The organism is Kitasatospora sp. NPDC053308 (assembly GCF_055585785.1).
Genome location: NZ_JBVJJY010000027.1, coordinates 1 through 22604, shown reverse-complemented (window position 1 = coordinate 22604; position 22604 = coordinate 1). Strand labels below are relative to the sequence as shown.

Genomic DNA, 22604 nt, shown 5'->3' with positions numbered 1-22604 from the left:
AGCGGCGGGACGCGATTCTCAGCATGATGCTTCGTTGAAGGCCGGCTCCAGACCCAAAGGTGCTGTTCATGAGGAGTCATGTGCTACTTCCGCTCGGGTCGGGCCGGTTTTTCCGTCGGCTGACGTCTGCGGCGTAGGCGGCCCAGTCCCCGGCGGACGCTTTCTGCCATTGGACGGCGACTTGGATGTGGATGCCGAGCATCCGGGCGAGGATCGCGGCGGGCAGTTCGGCGGCGAGGGTGAACAAGGCGGTGGAGCGGTCCTGTTGGGGCCGGATGCCGATCTTGTGAAGCCGTATGCCGAGCTGGCTGTCGCTGAGCGGACGGCCGGGTTGTCCTCCAGGAAAGAGCCAAGGGACGTTGTCCGGAGTGCCGATCTTGGCCTTGCCGTGTCGGGTCGCGACGAGCTCGCGGACCAGGGTGGCCAGCGGGGTAGGGAGGATGACGGGCGAGGTTCCGAAGGTGATCCCGACGGTTTCGCCAGTGATGTCGACGTCGTCGACGGTGAGCCGACTGATGGCGGAGATCTTCTGCGCGTAGAGGGCAGCAGCAGGCCAGCGATGCGGTCCGCGGTGGGCAGCGCGTTGTCGTTGAGGAGGCGCCGTGCGTCCGCCCAGCGTTTCTCGCTGTCGATGGTGCCCTGCGGGCCGGTCCAGCGGACGGCGCCGCAGGTGAGACCGTGGGCATGGCGATGCTGTACGGACCAGCGGATGAAGTGGCCGGTCTCGTCGCGGTAGCTGAAGGCGGGATCGGTCATCCAGCGTTCCAGGTCGGGCTGTGTGCAGGTGCCCAAGGTGAGTTCTTCACCGGCGAGCCAGGTGAGGAAGTTGTCGGCCGCAGTGACATGGCAGCGAACGTTGAGGTCCTGGAGCTGGGTGGTGTGCTGTTCGCCGATACGGCGGCGAAGTCGACGCAGGTGGTGCCGGACCGCGTATCCGTGCAGGATCCGGCGTTCGGCGGGGTCCGTGCGGGCTTGGACCGTCGTGGTGATCCACTTCTCCAGGGCGACGAGCCGTTCGACGCGCGGCGGCAGAGCGCCGGTCGCAACGAGGACACTGCGCAGGTGAGCCAGCACCTTGCCCGATGGGAGTTCGCCGAGAACCTCGTGAGTGACGGGACGCTCGTCGCGGCCGATGCGTTCCAGCCGGTCCCGGGCCTTGGAGCGGGAGATCCAGGACAGGGCGACGTCCGGGCGCTCGGTGCTCGTCAACGCCTCATGGAAGGGCGCGAGTCCGGGCCTGATGGCTCCGGCGCTGTCGCCGAGGAGGTCGCGGACCTTCTGGTCGAGGACACATCGCTGGCAGGGGCGGGGGCTGAGCTGCCAAGTGGTCGCGCAGACGGGGCAGCGGCCCCAGAAATCGGGGTCGGGGTTGGTGCACTTCGCGCACAACGGTTCCTCCCAGGTGCCGCCGCGGGCCTGGGCGACGGTGCCGCAGCCGCTGCAGGTCACCCATCGCTGCTGACCGCTACGACGTGGGCCTGCTCCTGGCCACCGGCGAGCCCTACCGCCGACCAACCCATCACAAGGTCGGCACCAAACCACGCCGCACCGGATAGATCACAAGCTCAGCCCGTGGGAGCAGAAGCGGCGGGCCCGGGCGTGGGCCGAGGACGTGGCGGCCCGGGCCGGTGACGAGGCTCCCTCGGAGCTGCCCGGTCCTGCTCTAGGGCCATGCGTCGGTCGGCTGGTGACGCTGAAGGCCGGCCTGGCTTGGGCGTTCGCGTCAGCCGCAGGACGGTTATCGGTCGAGGTCGATCGTAAAGCGCCTCGTGCCCGGAGCGATCGTGTCGGCGTGGATCGTGCCCCTGGCCCGGTCGAAGTTCCCGGTGCCGCCGGTGATCGCGTTGTCGAACGACGGGGGCGGCCACGGGTTGAGGAAGCCGAAGACGAACCCTTGGGCGGTGATCTGGTCGCCGTGGAGGGTGTAGGTCACGTTGCAGTCCTCCGCGCCGCCGTTCTCGACCCTGGTGGTGGTGCAGGTGCCGCCGGTCTCGCCGACCTGGTTGCCGTCCTGGTCGAAGAGCACCGAGCGGAAGACGGTCCGGTCGCCCTGGGCCGGGGCGCCGCCGGGGTTGACGGGGAAGAATGTCTGCTGCGCGAGGTGGCCGATGACCGTGATGACCCGGTCCCGGGCAGCGGGTGATTCGGTGTGCGTCGCGGCGGTCGCGACCGGGGTGGAGGTGAGGGAAGTGAGCAGCGCGGCGGCCATGCCGAGACCAGCCCTCGCGAGGGAACGCATCATGTCTCTCCTGAGGTCGGTGTGCGTGAGGGATCAGGCGTCCCAATTCATAACCTCAGCCCCATAACCACGCCGGTCGGCCACGAACAGCCCGCCAACAGATTCGACCGTTCGGCCCTCCGGCCGGTTCAGTCCCGTCGAGACCGGCACCGAGCCCCCGCCTACTGCTCCAGCCGTCGAGCATGCTGGCCGCAGCTGATGCTGCCGCGCTCGGGTCAAGCGGACTCCGGCCCCGTTCCCGCCGGCGTCACGGTCGTCCCGGTGCCTGAGGGTGCCCGCCCCTGGCCGCTATCTGCGCCGGCGGCCAGGACCGGCGAAGGCCGCCCGCCCCTCGGCCCCCAACACCGTCCAGGCCGCCCACAGCCGCCCTGGGCACCCCCGCCGCCGTCTCCCGCCCCACCAACCCGCCCCGACGCCCCGCAGCCCGCCCCAGGGCCCGCCGAGCAGGCCGCCGACGCCATCGCCGCGCCCGGCCTGGTAGCCGCAGCGCTCGTCCGGCTGGCCGACGATCCCGAACTCGGCCAACGCCGAGCCGCTGACCGGATGGATCACACGGGTCCGGGCGGCGGATCTGCCGTTCCTGCACGCCTACGCCACCGGTCTTGAGCGCGACCGCGCCGGCGTCGACCATGCCCTCACCATGCCCTGACACAACGGCCGCACCGGGGGCGTCAACAACAAGATCATTATGTGGAATCTTATTTGTCAAGATCATTGGCAGTGCCGGCGACTGCTGGCCCGCAGTTGGCGGGAAGGTGGACGAGGACCAGGGCAACGGCGTCACGCGGGTTGTCAGTCTCTCCGATGTCCGCCGGTCCGTGCGGCGAGCGGGTCTTCCACCAGGTGACGCGGTACTTCCCGTCCACGGGAGTAATCACTGGAACGTCGTGGGTGTAGGGGAACCCGGTGCAGCGGCTGAAGTTCAGGGTCCGGTGGCTGTGGAAGGGGAACAGGGCTCGCAGCTGTGGCTGGGCGTATGCAGCCTCGATGAGTCCATGGTCCACGTGCCGTGCTGTGGTGTGCCGATAGCTCGTCCATTGGGCTTCGACTGCGACACCGCGCTCGTGGGCTTCGGCGAGCGGACTGTAGTCGACGAACGGGCAGGCGGACTTCAGACGTGCCAAGGTGGCGCCGGACTGCCAGGCTCCGATGGCCGACACGACAGCGTCCAAGCTGGTCGTTGTGCCCTTGGCCATCGTGACGCCGCGTTCCCAGAAGTTCACGATGAAGGCGCGCTCTGCGATGCCGAGGTGAACGTTGGTCGTCCGGCTGTCACCGTCTACGCGGGCTCCGGACCGCCACCACCCTGGCGCCCGTTCGGGGAGTACGTCCAGCCCGTGTCCAGCTCGGTGAACGGCCGTGTGCAGGATGCTCTGGAGCGTTTCGTCCCGCCCGAGTTCGGGATAGACGCTGACCAAGTCATCCGTGTCGGGGCCAGGTGTCATGATTCCCCCTTCCGCCGATGCACTCCGGGTGCGGTCGGCCCTTTGGCGCTTCCCGACGGCGCGCTGCGTCGGACTTCGACGAGAGGAAGCAAGGCGGCGTTTGGGGGTATTCCGATCTGGCGGGGCGTCGGGCCGGCCGGGGTGGGGGAGGGCGAGCCGGCGGCGCCGGTGGAGTCGCCGGCGGAGTGGCTGCGGATCGACGCGAAGCGGCACGCCGGCGCGATCCTGCAGACGGTGAAGCTGCGGGCGTTCAACCCGCGCGCGGTCGAGTGGCAGCGGATGCACGCCGTCGCCGCCCGGTTCCACCTGGAGCACGGCCACCTCGACCCCACCGACAAGAGCAAGCATGCCGAGCTGATCTCCTGGCTCACCCGCCAGCGCCACCTGAACGGCCAGGGCCTGCTGGATGCGGCCCGCGTCTCGGAGCTGGACGCGCTCGGCATGATCTGGTCGAAGAACGCCAACGCCTGGGAACGCGGGGCTGCCTACGCCGCCGCGTTCCACCGCCAGCACGGCCACCTGGCCATCCCGGCGACCGCGAAGCTGGACGACTACGCGGTGGGCGCGTGGATGCGCCGCCAGCGCAAGGCCGCGGGCCTCACCGCCGACCAGGAGGCGAAGCTCGACGGCCTGGACGAGCTGTGGCGCCTGGAGCCGGACTGGAACCGCTCCTACCGCCGCCTGCTCGCCTACCTCGCCGCCGGCGGAACCCTCGACGGCCCCGCCAACCGCACCGGCCTGGGCGACGACCCGACCTTCCGCCCCGGCACCTGGCTGCGCAAGCAGGACAAGGCCCGCGCCGAGGGCAAGCTGACCGAGCAGCAGACCGCGCTCCTGGACGCACTCACCCGGCACGCCGAAACCGTCAGCGGCTGACCCACACGACACCGATCCCGCCGTCCCGGCCCCGCCTCGGGCCGGGACGGCCGCCCGCTCCCCAACCTCCTTCCCAACACCCCGAAGGGACGCAGCTCTCATGACCCCCCGTCCTGTGCCGATGCTCGGCGACCACCGCACCGATCCCCTCGACGACCCCGCCTACCACGCCCTGGCCCAACGAGCACACGACGCCTTCGAGATCGCCCTCCACTACCAGGACGCCTGCACCCCCGAGGCCTGCCAAGAGGCACTCCACAACGCCCTCGCCACCGCCGCGCCCGGCCTGGTAGCCGCAGCGCTCGTCCGGCTGGCCGACGATCCCGAACTCGGCCTCACCGGCGAGCAGCGGGAGTATCTGACCGATGTCGCCGCCGGTCTCGACCTTGACACGGTGGAAGACCTGTTCGGCGCGGGCGGCGACGGGGCCACCGCGCGATGACCGACACCACCACCCCAACCACCCTGGCGCCGACAGCGGCCCGGCCGGGTGCCCAGCGCTCCCCGGCCTCCACCGGTACGAGCGCACCCAGTTCCCCGCGGATGCTGGCGCTGGATCCCGGCGCCCTGGCCGACCCGGCCGAGCGGGAGCAGGCGTTCGTGCAGCTGCTCCGCTACCAGGCCCAAGTCCTCACCAGCCACGTGCGCCTGAAGGATGGGGACAGGGTCGAGCTGCTGAAACCGGTGCGCGCGTCGTGGATCGACGAGGACCTGGAGGCCGAGGAGTACTGGGAGGAAGACTCCCGCGTCCGCGTATATGTCCCGGCCGGGACCCTCGGCGTCATCACCCGAGTCCGCCGCTACCCGACCCCGTTCCCGTACGTCGTCGCCTTCGACCGCGGCCCCGGGGGGTGCGGCCTACGCAACCACCAGATCAGCCGCTGCGCCGACCAGTCGCTCACCCCCGCAGCGCCGCCCGATCCTGCCCCGAAGCCGTGGAGGCGCTGACCGCCCACCGGCCGCCACTACCTGGTGGCGGCCGCGTTGAACCCGCACAGCAGGCCGGTGGTGCGGGGCCGGTCAGGCGCACGGTGTGGTCGTAGAGGCTGGCACGGGTGCGGTCGGGCGCGGTAGGCGGGCAGCGGCCGGCGGCGTGTGGAGGCGGCATTGGAGCTGTTCCACGGCCTTGTGGCCGGCCCGCAGCCGCACGGCGCCGGGCTGACGACGCCGTCCTCGTCGTCCTCGCCGCGCTCGCCCCGCTCACCACTCGCCCCGGCTGCACCGACACTCTGACCGCCTTCGTCCGGGAGGAAAGGGTTTCGCTTTCGCCGGGCCGAGGACTTGGTGGATGACGTGAACCGGCCGTCAGCTCCCAGCTCCCTGGTAGGCCCGGGCGAGGCCCCGGGTTAATGCGTCGCTTTTGCATCGAAATTCTTCTTGCTTGGCGAGCCTGTAGAGGTAGGCGTTTTTGACCCGCTGCCGCGGGAAGGTCGATTTTCGACTCGCGTGCCGCCGTGACCGATGATTGACGGCTGATTAGCCTCTGCGTTCAGGTCCGTTCCTCGTCTTTAGGAGTTCTGATGCGTTCTTCGCTCCGTGTGTCGACCGTTGTCGCTGCCGCGGTCGCTTCTTTGGTGGTGGCCATGGCGCCGTCGCCGGCTTCCGCGTCCATTGCCGACGCCTGTGGCGGAACGACCTCGGACTACGTCGGGATCCTCGCTCTCGACACCCCGTTCACCGGTACCTACGCCAAGGACGGAAACACCTTCACCATGTCCGTCACGCCGATCGGCCTCAGTGGCCAGGTCCGCACAGAGCTTTCCAGCGGTTCCGCCGACGACCTTGCCGTCGAAGCCCCCGTGGCCATCGTGGTCAGCACGGACGGCCGTGGCGGCATCTTCTTCAGCACGCCGCGCGGGCCGGCTGCCAGCTACTCCGTCGCCTGCTCGGTGGGCACCCGGGTCACGGCCATCGACGGCAAGGCCGGCGGGGGAACGTTCCACATCACCCGCTCCTGAGAGCCGGATCGTCCTGGATGAACCACTTCCGCGCTCCGGCTGCGGAGGCCGCCTAAGTACGGGTTCGTTCGGGGCACCCGGTGGCCGAGGCGGAAGTGTACGGCGGTCGTGCGGCTTTGGATGACCGCTTGGGCGGAGTTCTGGCGTTCCTGGGCCCCGACGTCGGGGCCTGCGGGTCTCCTGCGCGGAGCGTCGAATCCGTGAACGCCACGCCCGGATCGGCAGGGCATCTGCTCGCCCGGGAGACTCCCGGGCGAGTGGGCGGCCCTGGAATGCGTTCTATGCAGACGAGGCATCCTGCAAGGAGCAGCTGTTGGTTGGCTTCTCGTCGCGGACCTCTTTATCTGAACCTTACGGGTCCGTAGAAGCGCCGTCTTCTCGCATTTCCGGTCGACCTGATCACGGCCGATCGGCGTACGAGCCGTCCGGGCCGTTGCGATCCTCGAACTCTTGGAAGGCTTTCCTCGAAATGAAGAAAATGTCCCTGACGTCGTTCAGGATGAAGCGCGGAATCCGAGTGGTATCGCTCACGGCTGGACTGTTCCTGCTGGGCACCGGTAGTGCGTCCGCCGACGTCGACCCGGATGCGGCGCCGCCGGCGGTCGATGTCGCGGCGTCTGTGCCTGTGAGGAGCGATGGCAACAAGCTCGTCACGCCTGGCGACATGACCAGTGACCCCAACAGCGCTTTGGCGCCGCAGGTCGTTCGTCCCAAGGCCGACTGCGTCCAGCCTGCCACCCCTCTCGGTCCCGATGACCCGGATGCGGCGCCGCCGGCGGTCGATGTCGCGGCGTCTGTGCCTGTGAAGAGCGATGACAACAAGCTCGCCACCTATTGTCGCGCGGGTGGATGAACCGACCTGACGACAAGGGGGCACGTAGAGCGCGTGCCGACGTCGCGCGCCGTCGGTGAACGCGGGCGGCGTGAGGTTGGCGTCGGTGAGGTTGCCTGGGCGGTGAGACGCTCGAGGTTTTCCGGGCCTCGTACAAGTCTTTCGCAGGGGTGGCGTCGTACGATCCGGTGCCACCCCTGTCTGGCTTGATTCCTTCTCTGTCATGCCGGTGGGGAGCGTGTCGGCCGGGTCGGTGAGCTGCCGGCGACTCCCGGACGGTCCGAGGTGTCGGCGTGGCGAAGGCATGCGCGAACAGGTCCAGGGCGGCGGGCTGGCGCTTCGGAAGCCGACCTGGTGTGTCACGTGCTCGTCCTGTGTGAGGTTCCCCTGATCGCCCGTGCTCGGTAGTTCGGCGTGGATCCGCAGGAACTCGTCGTGTCGCTCGGTACCGGCCAGGATGCGGCGGACGTGCCCGGAGCCGGTGGGATTTGGTGCGCCGATTTGTGGAGCCTGCGGCCGGAAGGGCATGGGGCCGAGCCCGTGGTGGCAGGAGTCGTTGTCAGTGAGTACTCGTTGGACAGTGGTCCCGGGCCCGCGGGAGGCGTCCTTGGCGCAGGTTCAGGGCCTGCTGGCGGGTCTTCGTGTCCTACGGGGATCGTGCTGTGAGTCGGGGGTGCGGTCGTCCAGGGCGTTGTTCGGGCGCCGGTTGGTGCTCCGGAGCCGCTGGCGGTCGGCGCCTCGTGGTCCCGCGGTCGGAGGAGGTGCTGAGCCCCTTGATGCCGATGGGGACAACCGGCCCTCTGCGGGGTGTCCGTGAGGGGCGGACCGGCCAGGCGAGGGCTCGGTCGAGATGGGTAAAGCGAGCGAGGCGATAGCAGGGCAGATGGATGGTCGCCTTGTCGAGGTGGAGCAGGCCACAGTTGTGGGCCCGGTGCCGGCCGAGCGCGAAGCGGTCCCTGACGATCCGCCGCTCGGTGTGTCGTGGGCGGCCGGTGCTGACTTCGGTGCGTGCTGCTGGAAAGATCGTTCCGACCGCGCTCTCGCCGAGAGCGTGCTCGCGGTTCGCCCCGTGTTTGCCCTCGGTGGAAGTCTGGTGGCGTTCGGCGGACCGCTACGGCGCTCCACCGAACGCCACCACGCACCAGGCCCGGGTGTAGAGCTCCCGTTACACAGTGGTGCGTTACGGTGTCACATAGGGCCTTTTCGGGCGTGATGCGGCTGTCGTCATCCACACCGCCCCAGAAGGCCTTCACTCATCCGAGGATCCCCCGCCGACAAGCGTGGCACCGTCCGCGAACGGATTGTTTAGGCCCATGGTTGCCGGGGTGACTGGCTCACCCCTTCCGGGGGCCGTAACGTCGTTGGCGGAGTCTGAGACGGTGTTGCCCACAAGGCCCGCGGTGTAGCCGTATACCTGAGCAGCTGCTGCCGTAGGGGCGGTCTGCGTGTTGCTTGAGACCGGACCTCGATCGCGGTGAGCCGGCGCGTTGCTCTTCGCGGGCGGGCCATCGGGTGCTGTGGAAGTGCCGCGCGTCCGGCCGGCCCCGTCACCGGTGGGGACCTGGACGGCAGTGGCCCCTTCAGCCGAGGGCACCACCGGTGCGGCGTCGGCCATCAGCGGCCCCGCATGGTGTTGGACACTGTCGGCGAACGCGACACCAGTGCCGAGCGTCAGCAGGCCGCTGACGGCGATGACGGTCTGAAGTCCGCATTTCTTCCAAGTCTGCATTATGACTCCTCGTGGGTTTTCGATTCAGGCCCGGGGCCGGGGAAGGGCTACCGAACGGCGTGAACTTCCACCATGCAAAGTGAAAATCCGGCTTCCCTGCTCACGGGACAGCGTTCCGACGCCGTTGCCCTGACGCGGGTCTACACATTCGGTGTGCCGACGTGGCGCTCCGCAGGGAAAGCAGCGCCATCTCCGGGAATCGGTAAGTGTCATGCGTCCGGTGGGACCGGCACCTGCCCGCAATGCCCTCGCGAGGGGGAGTGGTGACTGAGGCGCCGAGATGCCGACTTTCCTCGCTCCTGCCCCGCTCGCTGGTCCACTCGATCAATTCCACCCCGATCTCCTCGATCTTCCCACGGAGGGGAGAGCACACTGGCCCACCCGTTTCGGTGTGTCAGTGGAGTTCCCTTGACATCCGGTCGGGGAGTAGGAGACGGGTGCCTATAGCTTTCCGGCGCTGTGGCAATTCTAGTGAGGCTGCAGTGCCCAGGCATGGCTACAGCTCAAGCACCACCCTTAAGGGTGAACGCGGAGACCCGGATGTCAGAGGAGGCCAGAGGCCTGGTTGAGGCTGGTGCACTTCGAAGACACTGTGCGGTGGGGTGCAGGGGCCGACCACGACTCGAAGTATCAGCCGGGATACGCGGAGCTGGGTCGTAACACCGCCATCAGGAAGCCGCCCACCCGGACCGGACCATCCCGACCCGGCCAGGGGCACCACGACGGCGACCAGGTACCGGGCACTCGACCAACCGCCAGGAGAAGGCCTCGCCTGGCGATGGCAACGGCCCCGGCCCCACCTCCGCCGGCACCTGGTCTATGTTGCCCACCTGCCCGACCACCTGGCGGCGGCTGTCGCGGCGGTCGAGCAGGACGACCCCGACCAGGCGCCGGTGGTGTGGCTGCCGGTGGTCGATGCGGCCATCGGTGCCGGGCTGCTGGCGCTGAACGAGGCAGGCACGGCGCCGGATCCGAGCATGATGGCCGAGCGGTGCCTGGCAGCCGTCCCGTACCTGGTGCTCGCCGTGGCCCTGGCATCCGCTGACCTCGACTGAGCGACAGGCCACCCGCGGCTCTCACTCGCCGTCTACAGCTCCGTCCACCCGCACGCCCGCCCGCCGCTGCTGAGCGGATGCCAGACGGGTGCGGACGGGCCGCGCTGGACCAGGTCCTCGATCCGGGCGGCGTCGGCCGGGACGGCGGCCAGCATCTCGGCGACGACCGGGTTCTCCTCGGCGGCCAGCCGCAGGTCCGCCACCGCGCCGCGCACCCCGGCGGCCGCCGTGCCGACCAGGACCACCAGCAGCCGCGGGAAGCAGCGCCAGCGCCGCTCCCACGCCCGGCCCCGGCCGCCCGGCCCGGCCTGCTCCCACACGGCGGCGCAGGCCGCCAGCTGCGCCGCGGTCTCCTCGGCGCCGACCCCGGGGCGGTGCCGTTCGACGAACGCCCGCAGCCGGTGCCGCTCCTCGCCGGTGCCCGTCGTGTACGTGAGCTCGGCGGCGGACCGGTACGCCGCTGCGCCGACCGGCAGCTCGGGGGCGGGGCGGAGGTCGAGCGGGCCGCAGTCCTCGCCGCGCCGGCGGGCGTCGACCACGAAGGCGGCGTGGATCCGGCCGACGTCGAGCAGGTGCTCGCGACCGTGCCGGACGGCCAACTGCTCGCCGTCCAGTGTCTGGGCGTCCGTGCGGCGGGCCTCGGGGAAGGTGGCCGCCACCGCCGCGCCCTGGGCGGTGAGGTGCCAGGCCTTCGCCCGGCCGGCCTGGGGCAGGGTCACGAAGTCGGCCAGGCCGTCGGTGTGCAGGCGGGTCAGACGCTTCTGGGTCTGCTTGGTCCCTGCGGTGCCGCCGTGCAGCTGGTGGAGCTGCTCGGCGGTCGCGAGCGTGAAGCGATGAAGCGTGACCAAGACGTCGTGGTCGGTCTCCAGATCCCCGTGCACGAATGTGCTTCCTCATTCCCGAGCGCGGGCTTATCCCGTGCTCGGAGAATGGAACCCCACGAAACTCACCGGATCTCTCGCGATCAAGGTTGGTAGTCCATAACGATTCGGCAACTTCCGGTACCAAGGTATCCTGCGTTCTAATCGGTCCGAAATGCGGTCCGTAATCCCGTCCGCCAATCGGTCCCGACCTCGGGGCCCTCGGTGGCCCGGCTGGCACGTCTCTGACCTGCTGGGATGACCATCAAGGTTGCCCGGTGAGTTTCCTTGACGGCTTATCAAGGAAACTCACCGATACCTTGGTGGGCCTGGTTAGTTTGCCGGAGTGCTTCCGTTCCCCCTGCCGTTTCCCCCTCCGCTGCCCCTACCGGCCACCTCGGGCCCGAGAGGCGAACCCGCCCAGCTCAGCGCCCGAATCCCGGCCGCCGCCGCATTCTGACAACCCTCTTCTCTCGTCTTTCTGCTTTTGGTTTGTGGTTGTGGCGTTGTCGGTTGGTCGGTTCGGGTTGTTGCACCTGCGGTGGGCTTTTCCTTTTCTCGCGTCCGGCTGGTGCCGGGCGCTCGCTGGTCGGGGGCGGCGGGGCCGGAATCAGGATGGTTGGAGAGGGCGCGGCGCGCGGGCCGACAACGGGCTTGGCGGCTGTCGGGAGCGCCGGATATCCCTCGAAGGCACGCCCGACCGCGACCACCGGGAGAGGCCCGTGAGCACCCGTCAGAGCCTCGCCCAGCCCGACGACAACGACGACCAGGCCGACGCCGTCGAACTCGCCGGGCCGTCCCGGCCGGGTCGGACCGCGTATCGGCGCGGCGCCGCCAACCCGAACGGCTCGACCACCGCGCTGCGGGCTTGATGTCCTCGGCGCGCTGGGTGTCCTCAAGGTCGCCACCGTTGATCAGCTCCAGCGGCTGCTGCGCCCGCAGGCGGCGTCGAACACCGTGATCCGGCAGGCGCTGCGCGATCTCGCGCTGCACGGCCTGGTCGCCTCCGACGGCAACACCCGGGACCGGCACAAGATCTGGCGGCTGGAGGGAACGGCCGGACTGGAGGCGGCCGGGCAGGTGCTCGGCCTTCCCCGCTCCGACATGGGCTCAACGGCCCGGGGCGCAGGCCGCTCCGGCGCCCGGCACGCGATGGCGGTCAACGAGACGATCACCGCGTTCGTCCTCGGCAGCACCGCGCCCGAAGCCGCGGGCGGGATCGGCACCGTGACCGACTGGGCGGCCGGGGTGGAGTTCCTGCTGCCGGGCGGCCGCCGCAAGGTTCGCCCGGACGGCGTGGGGCGGGCCCCGGAGATCAGGGCGCCGGAGCGGGTGGCTGCGACGTTCACCGCTTACCGCGAGCTGTTCCGCATCAAGGTGAAGAGCACCGACCCCGCGCTGGCCGAGCAGGACCCTTACGTGCTCGTGGCCGCGCGTTGCCGCCCGTAGTGGCGGGCGACCCGGGCCCGGTTGCCGCAGGAGGGTTTGCACCATTCCTGCCGGCCGTGGGTCTTCAGGAAGTACCGGACGCATCGAGGGGCCGTACAGGCCCGCAGTTGCGCCCGGTGCGGGCCGGTCAGGAAGTCGATCACGTCCCGTGCCAGTCCGGCGACCAGCCGGGTCCGCGAGTCGACCGCCGAGGGGGCCAGTCGGACGGTGGGCTCGCCGTCGCCCGGCCAGTCCAGCTGCGGGACGACCGGCTCGGCCGCGGCCAGCGCGTTCAGCAGCTCGAGCGCCTCGGTGACCGGCATGAGTCGGCGCGCATCCGCCGGGCTCGGCGGAGCCGGGCTGACCGCCCGGGCGAACAGGGCTCGGGCGGCCCGGCGCAGCGCGATGATCTCGTCGTGCAGCTGCTCGTCCACGATGAGCCGCGCCGTCGTGTCGGCCACCGTTTCGCTGTGCTCCGCCAGCCAGGCAGCCGTCTGCTCGGACGTGGTCAGGTCGTCGAGGACGCCTCCGTTGCCGTCGTGGCGGATGGTGCTCACCAACTCCAGGGCAAGACAGCGCTCCATGCCGCTTCTCCTCTCCACCGGCCGATCGAGTCCTACTTGATCACATCCTCTTGATCACCTGCACGTCCCTACCCTAAGGTCACTAACGCCAAAGTGAGAACTAACCATTAGTTGTCCTGGTCGGACCCCACCCTGCCCCGAGCGGAAGCGTGACCGGGCAAGCGAAGGAGACAGATCAATGACAGTCCTGCTCGCCCAGATCAGCGACCTGCACCTGGACGGCAGCGAACGGGCGACCGAGCGGGCCACGCGGGTCATGGATTACCTGCGCAACCTGCCGCGCCCGATCGACGCACTCCTGGTCACCGGCGACATCGCCGACCACGGCGCGCAGAGCGAATACGAGGAGGCGGCCCGGCTGCTGTCCGCGCCGTTCCCCGTGCTCACCTGCCCCGGCAACCACGACGTGCGCCCGGCCTACCGCAAGACCCTGCTCGGCGAGGCACCCGGCGAGCATCCGATCAACCGGCTCCACCACATCGCCGGCACGGCGGTCCTGATGTGCGACTCCACCATCCCGGGCCGTGACGAAGGGCTGTTGGAGCAGCAGACGCTCGACTGGATCGACACCACCCTCACCGCCCTGCCGTCGACCACCCCGGCCCTGGTCGCCTTCCACCAGCCGCCGGTGGCGCTCCATCACCCCCTGCCCGACTCCGGCATGCTCCGGCAGCCGGAACGCCTCGCCGCCGTGCTCGACTCGCATCCACAGGCCGCCGCGGTGATCACCGGGCACGCGCACACCGCCGCCTCGTCCACCTTCGCGGGCCGCCCGCTGATCGTCGGACCGGCCGTCACCTGGACCCTGCGGATGCCCTGGGAGGGAGACCGGCCCGCCGACCGCGACCAGCCGCCCGCGCTCGCCTTCCACGTCCTGGACGACGCGGGCCGCCTCACCACGCACTTCCGCGTCGTGCTCTGACTCCCCGCGCGGACACCGTGGTGCACCCGTATGCCGTCGCCGGATTCCTGACGTCGGTCTTCCCGATGATCGCCACCCCCGGCGCCAGCCTGGCCCTGCTGATCCAGCAGGTCACCGAACAGGGCCGCCGCCAAGCGCTGCCCGTCATCCTCGGCACCGCCGGCGGCCTGTACGTGCACGCCACCCTCGCCATCGCCGGGCTGGCCACCATGGCCGTGCACTCCGCCTGGGCCTTCACCGCCGTCCGGCTCGGCGGCGCCGCCTACCTCATCGGTCTCGGCGTATGGACCTGGCGGTCCGCCCGGGCCGGTCCGGCCGCCGACCGGCCCGACCGGGCAGCCTCCCGACGACCCGGACCCGCCCTCCTCCAGGCGCTGCTGGCCAACGTCCTCAACCCCAAGGCGGCCTCGATCTACCTCACCGTCGTCCCACAGTTCCTGGACCCGCACCAGCCGCTCGCCGGCCCGATCCTCACCCTCGCCAGCGCCCACGCACTGCTCGTAGCCAGCTGGCTGCTGGCATGGACCGTCCTGCTCGGCCGGACAACGCAGGCACTACGCGACCCGCGGCCGCGGTACTGGGGCACGAGAGCCACGGCCGTCGTCCTGCTCGCCATGGGCATCCACTCCATTGCCTAAGCGCCACTTGCGCGGGTTCCCCGCAGGATCTACGTGGCACTCGCGGTGCACGGCGGGCCAGGCTCTCCGCCTGGTCCCGGTGCTGTCACTTCTGCGTAAACACTGAACCCGCCAGCCGCAAGCGCACTGTCGCGGTCCTGTCGGCCGAGTGCTGGCGCGGCACCGGGTGGACCGTGACCCACGACGACAACGATGGCGACGGGTGGCGCGAGTACGACGACGCCGTGCCCATCGTCGCGACCACCCTGGAGCCGCTGGCCACCCGCGGCCCCCTCGGCCCCGTCTGGTGGCGCTACCGCCGCCCCGGCCGGCACTCCCTGCTCGACGCGCTGGAGAACCCGGACAACCGGGCCGCCTACGACCTGCGCCAGGCCGTCCGCGAGGATGAGCAGCATGGTCTGAGCGCGACGAGATCGACTGATGCCGGGTGGATCCCGTTTCTTACACGGGCGGTGGATTCCCAGGGGTGGGTGGCATCATGCCTCGCATGATCGACAAACCCGATATCGACGCCTCGGGCGGGGAGTGGTCCTTCGCGACCGCGCGCGAGCCGGCCGAGTTCCCCGCGGCCGAGGTCGAAGGCGTACCGGGGGTCGAGCACGCCGGGGGAGCGGGGCGTACCCTGTGCGGGATCCGCGGCCGGTACCTGAAGATCTTCCTGCACCACTTCCAGCCGCGGGCTCTGGCCTCGTGCCGCAAGTGCCGGGTGCTGGCCGAGGGGGCGCCGTCCCGGCCGTGCGGGCAGGAACGCCTGCACGACCTGCTCCTCCAAGAGGCCGACGACGGGCCGCTGCGCACGGACCTGCTCGCCGCGCTGCGCCGGGGTGCGCGGATCGCGATCTGGATCACCGGCCCGGCGAAAGGCCTCACCCGCTCCTACTCGCGGATCGACGAGATGACGGAGGAGGCCGGCCCGGCCGCCGAGGCGCTCGCGGCGGGAGGCACCTCCATCACGCTGGCCCGCGTCGAGGACGCCGACCGGCAGTACCTCGTCGTCCTGCCAGCCGAGGGCCGCGCCCGCATCGCGCGCGGGGCGATGGCCTCTCCCAAGGCTTAGCGCAGTCCTCCACCGATCTCTCAAGGGGAACTGCCCCTCCGTCCAGCCCGGGTGGCGAACGCCGCGCTGCGCCCGTGCTGGACGTGCCGGGGCTCGGTCGGGGGGAAGGAGGGCTCGAAGCTGGAGCTGCGGGAGAAGGCCGGCCCGGATCGGCTGGAGTGCCCGCGGTGCGAACGGAACCGCGCCGTCGAGGAGTTGGGCCCGCTGGTGCTGCCCGTCCCGACGAAGCGCGAGCAGGTGGCCGCCCTGGTCTCCACCCCGGACGATCCGTCGCGGCCTGCGCCCGCGAGGCAGCCCACCGGTCCCGCCAGACCACCGCCGCCGCCCACCGCCGCCTCGCCGGTACTGTCACCCAGCCCTCGACACCGCCCTCGACTGAGCCGGCCTCCACGCGCTCACCGACGGCGACCGCATGGACCTCCTGCTTTACCTGCCCCGGGCGGCCACCCGCCGGTGAGTTTCGGGCGCTGCCCGGTGAGTTTCGGGTGTTGGTGCAGGTCAGCGGCCGGTGAGAACGTCCGCCCCGGTTCCGCTCACTGTGCGCGGTTCAACCTGGCGCGGTCAGGGACACGTGCGGGTGACGTTCCTGGCGAGGGCCGGGTGAGGGACCGGAGCGCGCCAGTACGGCCGCGGGATGGTCGGGACGTTGTGGTTAGCGGTGGCGCAGAGCACGGTGCCGGTGGTGCCGGGCGGTCCTACAGTGGTGCACGCCCCGCGACGCCTTGGGGTAACACTGGGGGGAACACATGGCACGGAAACGTTCGCTGCGCCTGGCTGCCCTGGTGGCGGCTGTGGGAGTCCTGTTGCCGGTGGCCGGGTCCGCGAGCGGGTTGTCGCAGGGCCCGGACGACGGCGTGTCGCATGCCGCCCGGACCTACCTGACGACGGCGCTGGACCTGATGGAACACCACTCCGTCCAGCGCCACGAGGTGAACTGGGCCCAGCTGCGACGGCGGGCGCTGGAGCAGGCGCACGGCGCGCGGACGGCGGCCGACACCTACGGGGTCATCGCCCTGGCGCTGAACTCCCTGGGCGACGGCCACAGCTTCTTCCTCAATCCGCAACAGGCCGGGGCGAGATACGAAACCACCGCGTTGTCGTTCGAGGGCCTGACGGGCCGCGCGCTGGAGGACGGCCTCGGCTACGTCTCGCTGCCGCAGGTCCAGGGGACCCGGCAGACCTACGACGCGTACGTGCGACAGGGCCGGGCGGCAGTCGCGACGGCAGGCGGGGCCGGCGCCTGCGGCTGGATCGTGGACCTGCGCGACGATCGCGGGGGAAACCTGTGGCCGATGCTGGCAGTGTTGGGGCCGGTGCTGGGCGACGGGCCGGTGGGGGGCTTCGTGGACGCCGACGGCAACCGCTCGACGTGGTCGATTCAGCACGGCAACGCGTACGCGGACGGCGAGCCCGTGGGCTGGACGGACGGTGAACCGCTCGCCCGCAGTGCCCCGCCTGTCGCCGTGTTGATCAGCCACCGGACCGGCAGTTCCGGTGAGGCGGTCGCGGTCGCCTTTCGTGGCCGTGCCGACACCCGTTTCTTCGGTGAGCCGACCTACGGTGTTCCCACCGGGAACGGGGTGTACCACCTGTCCGACGGAGCGGCCCTGGTCCTCACCACCGCCGATGACGTCGACCGCGCCGGCCGCACGTACAACGGTCCGATCAGGCCTGACGAAGAGGTGGACAACGACCCCACCGCTGCCGTGGGCGGCGATCGGGACCGGGTGCTGGCGGCCGCCAGGGCGTGGCTCCACCAGCAGCCGGACTGCTTGCGTCGTTGAACCTGGCCCGGCCCCCACGCCCGGCCCGGGTACCCGCCGGTCGCGCTGGTCGTCACCGACGCCGGACCGGTCGCGCTGGAGGGCCGGCAGCAGGCCGTCGCGGACCTGTCCGCCGACTGCTGGCGCGGCCGGTGGTGCCGGGAGGTCCGCGACTACAACGACGACGGGTGGTGCGAGTACGAGGACGCCGTGCCCATCGTCGCGACCACCCTTCAGCTGCTGGCCGAGCACGGGCCGCTCGGGCCGGTGTGGTGGCGCTTCGGCCGCTCGGGCCGGCACTCCCTCATCGAGGCGCTGGAGAACCCGGACAACCGGGCCGCCTACGACCTTCGCCAGGCCGCCCGCGAGGACGAGCAGCAACGGGCCCACCGCCCCGACCGCCGCCAGGAGCAGGCTCTCCTGGACGGTGAGCCGGTCGTCGAGCGGCACCGACCCGTCGAGCACCCGGGTGGCCCGCGGGGGCACGCCGCCCTCTTCACCGTCCTCGGGGGCGAGGTCCCGCCCACACACCAGAACGGCCTCGGCGAACTCGCCCAGCACCGGATCACCGGTCCGCACGGCCAGCTCCACCACCCACCCGGCGGCCTCCGCCGCCGCACGCCCCGCCGTCCGCAGCGCCGCCGCCGTCTCGGCGCGCCGCTGCTCCTCCCATGCCTCGTCCTCGGCCTGCTGTTCCAGGTCGCGCTGGGCCTGGGCGGCGTGGTGGGCGGCGAAGGCCGCTCGTTCGGCGGCGAAGAGCGACACCGCCGGCTCGGCGTCGGCGTCGTGAGCGGGGGCGGTGGTGGTCGGGACAGCGGCCAGGCGCGGGAGGTTCGTCATGACGGGTCCGACCCCCGGCCCGCCGGCCCGGTTACGGGCCCGGTCCCAGCGGCGAGCCGACTGTTCCCGGCGCCGCGGCGGTAGCACGTAGGTGCCACCGCAGGTACCACCGTGGGTACCACCGCAGGTACGTGCGTAGGTACCACCGTAGGTACCCCCTCGCGTCCGGCCGGTGTCGCGCGTTTCCGCAGCTCAGAGCGGGTTTCCGGGCGGCCGGAAAATCAGACGTACCCCCTCTGGTCCATCCCTCTGCCCTGGTTGCTGGTGGTGGGTGGTGCGTTGGTGCGTGTCGTCCGGACGGCAGGGGGTCCCCACCCTGCGGAGCCGTGATGGTTGGTGAGCGCCCGGCGCAGGCCGGACGCACCTCGGGCTGTGCCGGGTCGGGGGCGCACCACTACGGTGAGGCAGTGAATATGCAGACGACGGTCGCGAGCCTTGCCGACGAAGCCGAGCAGCAGATCCGCGACGGGGTATGGGACCTGAGCCCCGGCGACCGGAGCCTCGCGCTCCAGGCCGAGGCCGGGCTGCGGGAAGCCGTCGGTGCGCCGGACACCCAGGAACTGCTGTCCGAGAAGGACCGGCTGGAGCATCTGCGGGAGGTGCTCGCTGTCCTTGCCATCGTCCTTGCCCGCACCCACGGACGCCTGGCCTGGTTCCTCTCCGGAGCCATCGCGGCGCTCGAACCCGTCCTGCGCTGGCGCGCCCTGGACGCCGATCACGGCAGCACCTTCGGCACCGTCCCCGCGAGTCCCGAGCAGTACACCCAGGCCGAGGCCGCCGTCCGCCATCTCCAGGACACCCTCGCTCGCATCACCACCGGCTGACACTTCCGGCCCTCCAGGGGAAGCCGAACCCCCTGGACGGCCCCCGGAGCGGCCCCCGCGCCCTGACGCACTGTCCGGCCCCCGGGAGTGTGGCCCGGCGTCCGTGCGGCCCGGAAACGGCCCGTCCAGGGCCTCTTGCGGCGGCTCCTGATGCAGCTCCCGATGTAGCCCCTGCTGCACCTCCTGATGTAGCTCCTGATGCCAGCACCCCTGCCTCGGGTGGCTGGCGGCATCTGCGCAGGTCAGCGGGCCCACCAAGGTCCCCGGAAATTCCGACAACCCTTCCTGCGCGCCCTGTTCTCCTGGTGGTGGAGGCGGGGGTGGTGCGCTGTCGGGTCGGGTGGCCTGCGGCCGGCTGGAACAGCGCTGCGCGCGGTGCCAGGCGACTGCCGTTGGACGTGGTGATGTCCCGGGGTTGGACACGGAACGTCAGTGGGTTTGGCCATGGATGACAGCGGTGTGGCAGGCCTTCCCGGGTGTCCAACCCGTTGACGTTTTCATGTCCAACGACAGCTCGGCTGAGGCGGATTCGTCCCGGATTCCGGCGAACCGGTCCCCGCGGCCCGTGCCCGCCCCTACCGTCGTGCCACGAACCGACCGGAGTGAAGGGGAAGCCGTGCCGAAGGACAAGCACCTGGAGTGGGCCAAGTACTACGCGCAGGAGGCCAAGACCGCGATCGGGGAGGTCGCCGATCCCGGGCACAGGGCGATCACGCTGGCGCTGCTCGCGTTGACCGAGGCGGTCCTGGAAACGGGCTACGACATCGACCGCATCGGCTCCGAGCTCGGCGACATCCGCAACGCCATGTGAGGGACGACGGCGGCCTCGGCACCGCTTCCGCACCGCCGAGGCGGATTGCGTCCCGGCGGCGCGGTCCCGGGGGTGTGCCGGGTCTACCAGGTGTCGGCGTCGCCTCGGGGCCGGGCGTCCAGAAGGTGGGTGCTGCGCCCGGCGCCGTCGGGCAGGGGCGTCCAGTCCTCGCGGAGCAGGCCGGCCATGGAGGTGTAGGCGCGGTGGCGGAGCTGCGCCTCGACGGCCGGCTGGTCCCACCCGGCGGTGCCGGTGTCGAAGCGGAAGGCGATGTCGCCGGTGGCGGGGTCGATTCCGGTGACGAGCCATCCGGGGTGGGAGGCGTTGGGAGGGTAGGCGACGGCCAGTAGGGCGGCGTGGGCCTGGTCGGCGGCGCGCAGGGCCGCCAGGACGGCCTGGTCCGGGTTGACGGTGGGGACGGACGGGTCGGGCAGGTAGCGGGGCACGTCGGCACTCCATGGGGTGGGTCCTGCGCCGACGGTACTGGCCGTCGGTGGGTCGGCTGTGTCCGTCACGGGAGCAGGGTGTGACCTTTTCCTGGTTCGGGTGTCGTTTTGGGTGTTTTAGGCTTTTCTCGGTACTGCCCGATGGGTGGGACCGGGGGTGTCCAGGCGGGGGTGGTGGCGCGTCGGGGCCTGGTTTTGGTTACTTTCAGTATTTGATGTGAGCATGTCAGGCCTGTGAGGTGGAGGGTCGGGTGCCCGTGGAATTCGGGGGTGTTCGGTGGCGGGTGTCCGGGGGTTTTCCCGGTGGTTTATGAGCCGGTTCTCCGGACGGTTATGGGAGCGGTTATCGGGGGATTTTCCGACTGGTTCTCCGGTGGGATTTCGTAGGGTGTTTTCCGGACCGGTGTTCGTGTCGGCCTGGCTGTTGTCCAGGCCCGGGCCGCCCGCCGTCCCGCCGTCCGGGTGGTCCCGTTGGCCTCGACCCCGTCCTCCGTGCCGCGCCGCCGTCTCGTCCCGTCCTCGCTGTCGGGTGGCCCGGCCTGTGCTGTGTTCGGGCAGGTAGTGCGGTGGGATCAACGCCCGTACAGAGAGATCACGGTCTGGTTGAACGCCGCGGAGGCGTCCCAGCGGATTCTCGCGGTCGGCGGGAGGAGCATCGGCACGGTGGACAAGAACCCGCCGCTGCCGGTGTCCGGCAGGAACAGCCCCACGGACACGCAACTGTGTGGCTGGTCGGCGCGCATCCAGTGCCCGGCTGGGAGGATCGTCCGCCGATAGGGCTCCAGAAAGGCGACGGGGAGCCAGGTGTTGCCGGCGTCCTGGACCTGGAGGCTCACGGTCAGACGGGTACCGATCTCCGTGGATCCCTGTGCCATGTCCTCGGGCGGGTCGCCGACGACGACGGAGAAGAGGACCGTCTCCACCTCGGTCAGATCTATGGGCTCCGAGTGGCCGGTCCCGGTGAGCGTGACACCCGTCGGGTTATCGCGGTTGTTGGCCCAGATCAGTCGCGCAGGTCGGGGCACGGTCCCTCCAAACGGCGGTGGGGTCGCACGATTGCGCTCCCCCGTGGACACCATGTTCATGGGAGGCAGTCCGAACAGGGAAGGCCGCCGCGTGACCGGGTGCCGATGGCACGGTGCGCGCCACGGCTGCCAGGTCTGGTAGAGCCGGCTCACCTCCAAGGAGGTGTGAAACCTGCTCGTTGGACCAGGCAACCAAACTCACCTGTCAACCAGTCAAGATCACGTGTCAGAAGCCCCCGTTGTGAGGGGTTTTCCGGCGCCGGATTTGGATGCTGGCGACGGCGGATGACTGCCTGTTCGTCACTTCCGGAACCGCGTCAATCGATTGACGGCCTTTGATATGGTGGTCCTTGGCAGCTGGGTCCAACTCGATGTCATTAGAGGCCGTACTCGTACTTCTGGGCGCTAGTTTCATTCTTCTGATTCGTTCGCGATTCCAAAGAAAGGGAAAGTGATTCCGATGGATGATCTAAGCCAATTTACGAAATACCCTCCATTCGACGAAAAGAGAATATCAAAAGAGAGAAAGAAAGAACCCTTGACCGAGAGATCGTCCGAATATCTAGCAATATCGGTCGACATCGCAGATAACACTCGTGATCTAGCTCAGCAGTGTCTCCAGCACCCAGCTTCGAGTTGGATCCAGCTGCCCCCCAGTGCCCCGGCCAGGCCCCGCCAGGCCGGGGCCTGTTGCGTACGCGAGGGCCTGGTGCTGCGCCCGATCCCCGCTCCCGCCGGGGCTGCGGGCCCGGCGGGAGCAGACGTGCAAGTGGGGGCGAGGGCGGGCTGGCCACCTCGGAGTGCCGTCCGGGGCACAGCCTCGGACGCCCCGCAGTGGCGTTCCCGGTCCGGGGCTTCGTGTTTTCTCCGGGGATTTTGCGCCATACCGTTAACGGTGGCGTTGGGGATATCGGGCCGCCCCGTCAGGGGTGGGCTCTTTACCGGAAGTTCGCGCCATATCGTCAACGCGCGGTCCCGGCCGGAGGGAGGGGCCTGCTACCGGAAATTCACGTCACATCGTCAACGCACCCGATGGCGGGCCGCAGGCCCGTGCCCAACCACCCGTCACATAAGGCCCCGCCAGGGGCCGCCACCCGCCCACCAATTCGCCGCAGGCGAATAGGCCCACTCACCACCGCCCGGCGCAGCCGGGCCCCGAGGCGCAGCCTCGGCCACCACCCACGGTGACGCCGCCAGGCGGCACCCCCGCACCTGGCGGTGCGTCAGCACCGCCGCAATCGCGCCAGCGATTGCCTAAGCCGCAGGCTTCCG

At 70.3% G+C, this 22604-nt stretch carries 23 protein-coding genes; 16 read left to right on the top strand and 7 right to left on the bottom strand.

The window, feature by feature from the left end; all coding sequences use genetic code 11:
• Positions 1–66 precede the first annotated feature (66 nt).
• The 3 genes from ACZ6Y7_RS34880 to ACZ6Y7_RS34870 form a co-directional block, all read right to left on the bottom strand.
• Positions 67–1449, bottom strand: coding sequence for a hypothetical protein (locus tag ACZ6Y7_RS34880; RefSeq protein ID WP_465761964.1), 1383 nt, complete (start codon positions 1447–1449; stop codon positions 67–69).
• 289 nt (positions 1450–1738) lie between these two features.
• Complete coding sequence (locus ACZ6Y7_RS34875) at positions 1739–2242, bottom strand: allene oxide cyclase barrel-like domain-containing protein (protein WP_465761963.1); 504 nt, start codon at positions 2240–2242, stop codon at positions 1739–1741.
• Positions 2243–2937: 695 nt separating this feature from the next.
• Positions 2938–3684, bottom strand: coding sequence for a DUF6193 family natural product biosynthesis protein (locus tag ACZ6Y7_RS34870; protein ID WP_465761962.1), 747 nt, complete (start codon positions 3682–3684; stop codon positions 2938–2940).
• Between the two features lie 168 nt (positions 3685–3852).
• Between ACZ6Y7_RS34870 and ACZ6Y7_RS34865 the strand changes: the two genes are divergently transcribed.
• The 6 genes from ACZ6Y7_RS34865 to ACZ6Y7_RS34840 all read left to right on the top strand — a co-directional run bounded on the left by ACZ6Y7_RS34865 (position 3853) and on the right by ACZ6Y7_RS34840 (position 10134).
• Positions 3853–4560, top strand: coding sequence for a helicase associated domain-containing protein (locus tag ACZ6Y7_RS34865; RefSeq protein ID WP_465761961.1), 708 nt, complete (start codon positions 3853–3855; stop codon positions 4558–4560).
• Positions 4561–4660: 100 nt separating this feature from the next.
• Positions 4661–5002 carry a hypothetical protein gene (locus ACZ6Y7_RS34860; protein ID WP_465761960.1) on the top strand — a complete coding sequence of 114 codons (342 nt, stop codon included), beginning with the start codon at positions 4661–4663 and terminating at the stop codon, positions 5000–5002.
• The gene (locus tag ACZ6Y7_RS34855; RefSeq protein ID WP_465761959.1) at positions 4999–5508 is read left to right on the top strand and encodes a hypothetical protein; all 510 of its coding nucleotides are present in this window, start codon (positions 4999–5001) and stop codon (positions 5506–5508) included. The genes ACZ6Y7_RS34860 and ACZ6Y7_RS34855 overlap by 4 nt, the downstream gene beginning before the upstream one ends.
• Before the next feature lie 572 nt (positions 5509–6080).
• Complete coding sequence (locus ACZ6Y7_RS34850; RefSeq protein WP_465761958.1) at positions 6081–6518, top strand: hypothetical protein; 438 nt, start codon at positions 6081–6083, stop codon at positions 6516–6518.
• A gap of 469 nt (positions 6519–6987) precedes the next feature.
• A complete protein-coding gene (locus tag ACZ6Y7_RS34845) occupies positions 6988–7371 on the top strand; it encodes a hypothetical protein (RefSeq protein WP_465761957.1) in 384 nt (127 codons plus the stop codon).
• 2601 nt (positions 7372–9972) lie between these two features.
• Complete coding sequence (locus ACZ6Y7_RS34840) at positions 9973–10134, top strand: hypothetical protein (RefSeq protein WP_465761956.1); 162 nt, start codon at positions 9973–9975, stop codon at positions 10132–10134.
• A gap of 32 nt (positions 10135–10166) precedes the next feature.
• On the opposite strand, the gene ACZ6Y7_RS34835 is transcribed toward ACZ6Y7_RS34840, so the two are convergent.
• On the bottom strand, positions 10167–11015 hold the full coding sequence (locus ACZ6Y7_RS34835) for a replication-relaxation family protein (RefSeq protein ID WP_465761955.1): 849 nt from the start codon (positions 11013–11015) through the stop codon (positions 10167–10169).
• 701 nt (positions 11016–11716) lie between these two features.
• Between ACZ6Y7_RS34835 and ACZ6Y7_RS34830 the strand changes: the two genes are divergently transcribed.
• Both ACZ6Y7_RS34830 and ACZ6Y7_RS34825 read left to right on the top strand, forming a co-directional pair.
• On the top strand, positions 11717–11866 hold the full coding sequence (locus tag ACZ6Y7_RS34830) for a hypothetical protein (protein WP_465761954.1): 150 nt from the start codon (positions 11717–11719) through the stop codon (positions 11864–11866).
• On the top strand, positions 11814–12443 hold the full coding sequence (locus ACZ6Y7_RS34825) for a replication-relaxation family protein (protein WP_465762006.1): 630 nt from the start codon (positions 11814–11816) through the stop codon (positions 12441–12443). Before ACZ6Y7_RS34830 ends, ACZ6Y7_RS34825 begins: the two co-directional genes overlap by 53 nt.
• Here the strand turns inward: ACZ6Y7_RS34825 and ACZ6Y7_RS34820 are convergent.
• Positions 12410–13006 (bottom strand): CGNR zinc finger domain-containing protein, encoded by a 597-nt coding sequence (locus tag ACZ6Y7_RS34820; RefSeq protein ID WP_465761953.1) that lies wholly within the window; start codon positions 13004–13006, stop codon positions 12410–12412. The two genes, ACZ6Y7_RS34825 and ACZ6Y7_RS34820, sit on opposite strands and share 34 nt — an antisense overlap.
• Before the next feature lie 178 nt (positions 13007–13184).
• Between ACZ6Y7_RS34820 and ACZ6Y7_RS34815 the strand changes: the two genes are divergently transcribed.
• The 8 genes from ACZ6Y7_RS34815 to ACZ6Y7_RS34780 all read left to right on the top strand — a co-directional run bounded on the left by ACZ6Y7_RS34815 (position 13185) and on the right by ACZ6Y7_RS34780 (position 19861).
• Positions 13185–13928 carry a metallophosphoesterase gene (locus ACZ6Y7_RS34815; protein ID WP_465761952.1) on the top strand — a complete coding sequence of 248 codons (744 nt, stop codon included), beginning with the start codon at positions 13185–13187 and terminating at the stop codon, positions 13926–13928.
• Positions 13929–13948: 20 nt separating this feature from the next.
• A complete protein-coding gene (locus tag ACZ6Y7_RS34810) occupies positions 13949–14566 on the top strand; it encodes a LysE family translocator (RefSeq protein ID WP_465761951.1) in 618 nt (205 codons plus the stop codon).
• Between the two features lie 173 nt (positions 14567–14739).
• Positions 14740–15057 carry a hypothetical protein gene (locus tag ACZ6Y7_RS34805; RefSeq protein WP_465761950.1) on the top strand — a complete coding sequence of 106 codons (318 nt, stop codon included), beginning with the start codon at positions 14740–14742 and terminating at the stop codon, positions 15055–15057.
• Positions 15054–15623, top strand: a complete 570-nt coding sequence (locus ACZ6Y7_RS34800) for a hypothetical protein (RefSeq protein ID WP_465761949.1) — start codon at positions 15054–15056, stop codon at positions 15621–15623. The genes ACZ6Y7_RS34805 and ACZ6Y7_RS34800 overlap by 4 nt, the downstream gene beginning before the upstream one ends.
• An 809-nt stretch (positions 15624–16432) precedes the next feature.
• Positions 16433–17407 (top strand): S41 family peptidase, encoded by a 975-nt coding sequence (locus tag ACZ6Y7_RS34795; protein WP_465761948.1) that lies wholly within the window; start codon positions 16433–16435, stop codon positions 17405–17407.
• A gap of 189 nt (positions 17408–17596) precedes the next feature.
• Positions 17597–18310, top strand: coding sequence for a hypothetical protein (locus tag ACZ6Y7_RS34790; protein ID WP_465761947.1), 714 nt, complete (start codon positions 17597–17599; stop codon positions 18308–18310).
• A gap of 329 nt (positions 18311–18639) precedes the next feature.
• On the top strand, positions 18640–19050 hold the full coding sequence (locus tag ACZ6Y7_RS34785) for a hypothetical protein (RefSeq protein WP_465762005.1): 411 nt from the start codon (positions 18640–18642) through the stop codon (positions 19048–19050).
• 616 nt (positions 19051–19666) lie between these two features.
• The gene (locus tag ACZ6Y7_RS34780) at positions 19667–19861 is read left to right on the top strand and encodes a hypothetical protein (protein WP_465761946.1); all 195 of its coding nucleotides are present in this window, start codon (positions 19667–19669) and stop codon (positions 19859–19861) included.
• 83 nt (positions 19862–19944) lie between these two features.
• On the opposite strand, the gene ACZ6Y7_RS34775 is transcribed toward ACZ6Y7_RS34780, so the two are convergent.
• Both ACZ6Y7_RS34775 and ACZ6Y7_RS34770 read right to left on the bottom strand, forming a co-directional pair.
• Positions 19945–20307, bottom strand: a complete 363-nt coding sequence (locus tag ACZ6Y7_RS34775) for a hypothetical protein (protein ID WP_465761945.1) — start codon at positions 20305–20307, stop codon at positions 19945–19947.
• A gap of 572 nt (positions 20308–20879) precedes the next feature.
• Positions 20880–21392 (bottom strand): hypothetical protein, encoded by a 513-nt coding sequence (locus ACZ6Y7_RS34770; RefSeq protein WP_465761944.1) that lies wholly within the window; start codon positions 21390–21392, stop codon positions 20880–20882.
• Positions 21393–22604 lie beyond the last annotated feature (1212 nt).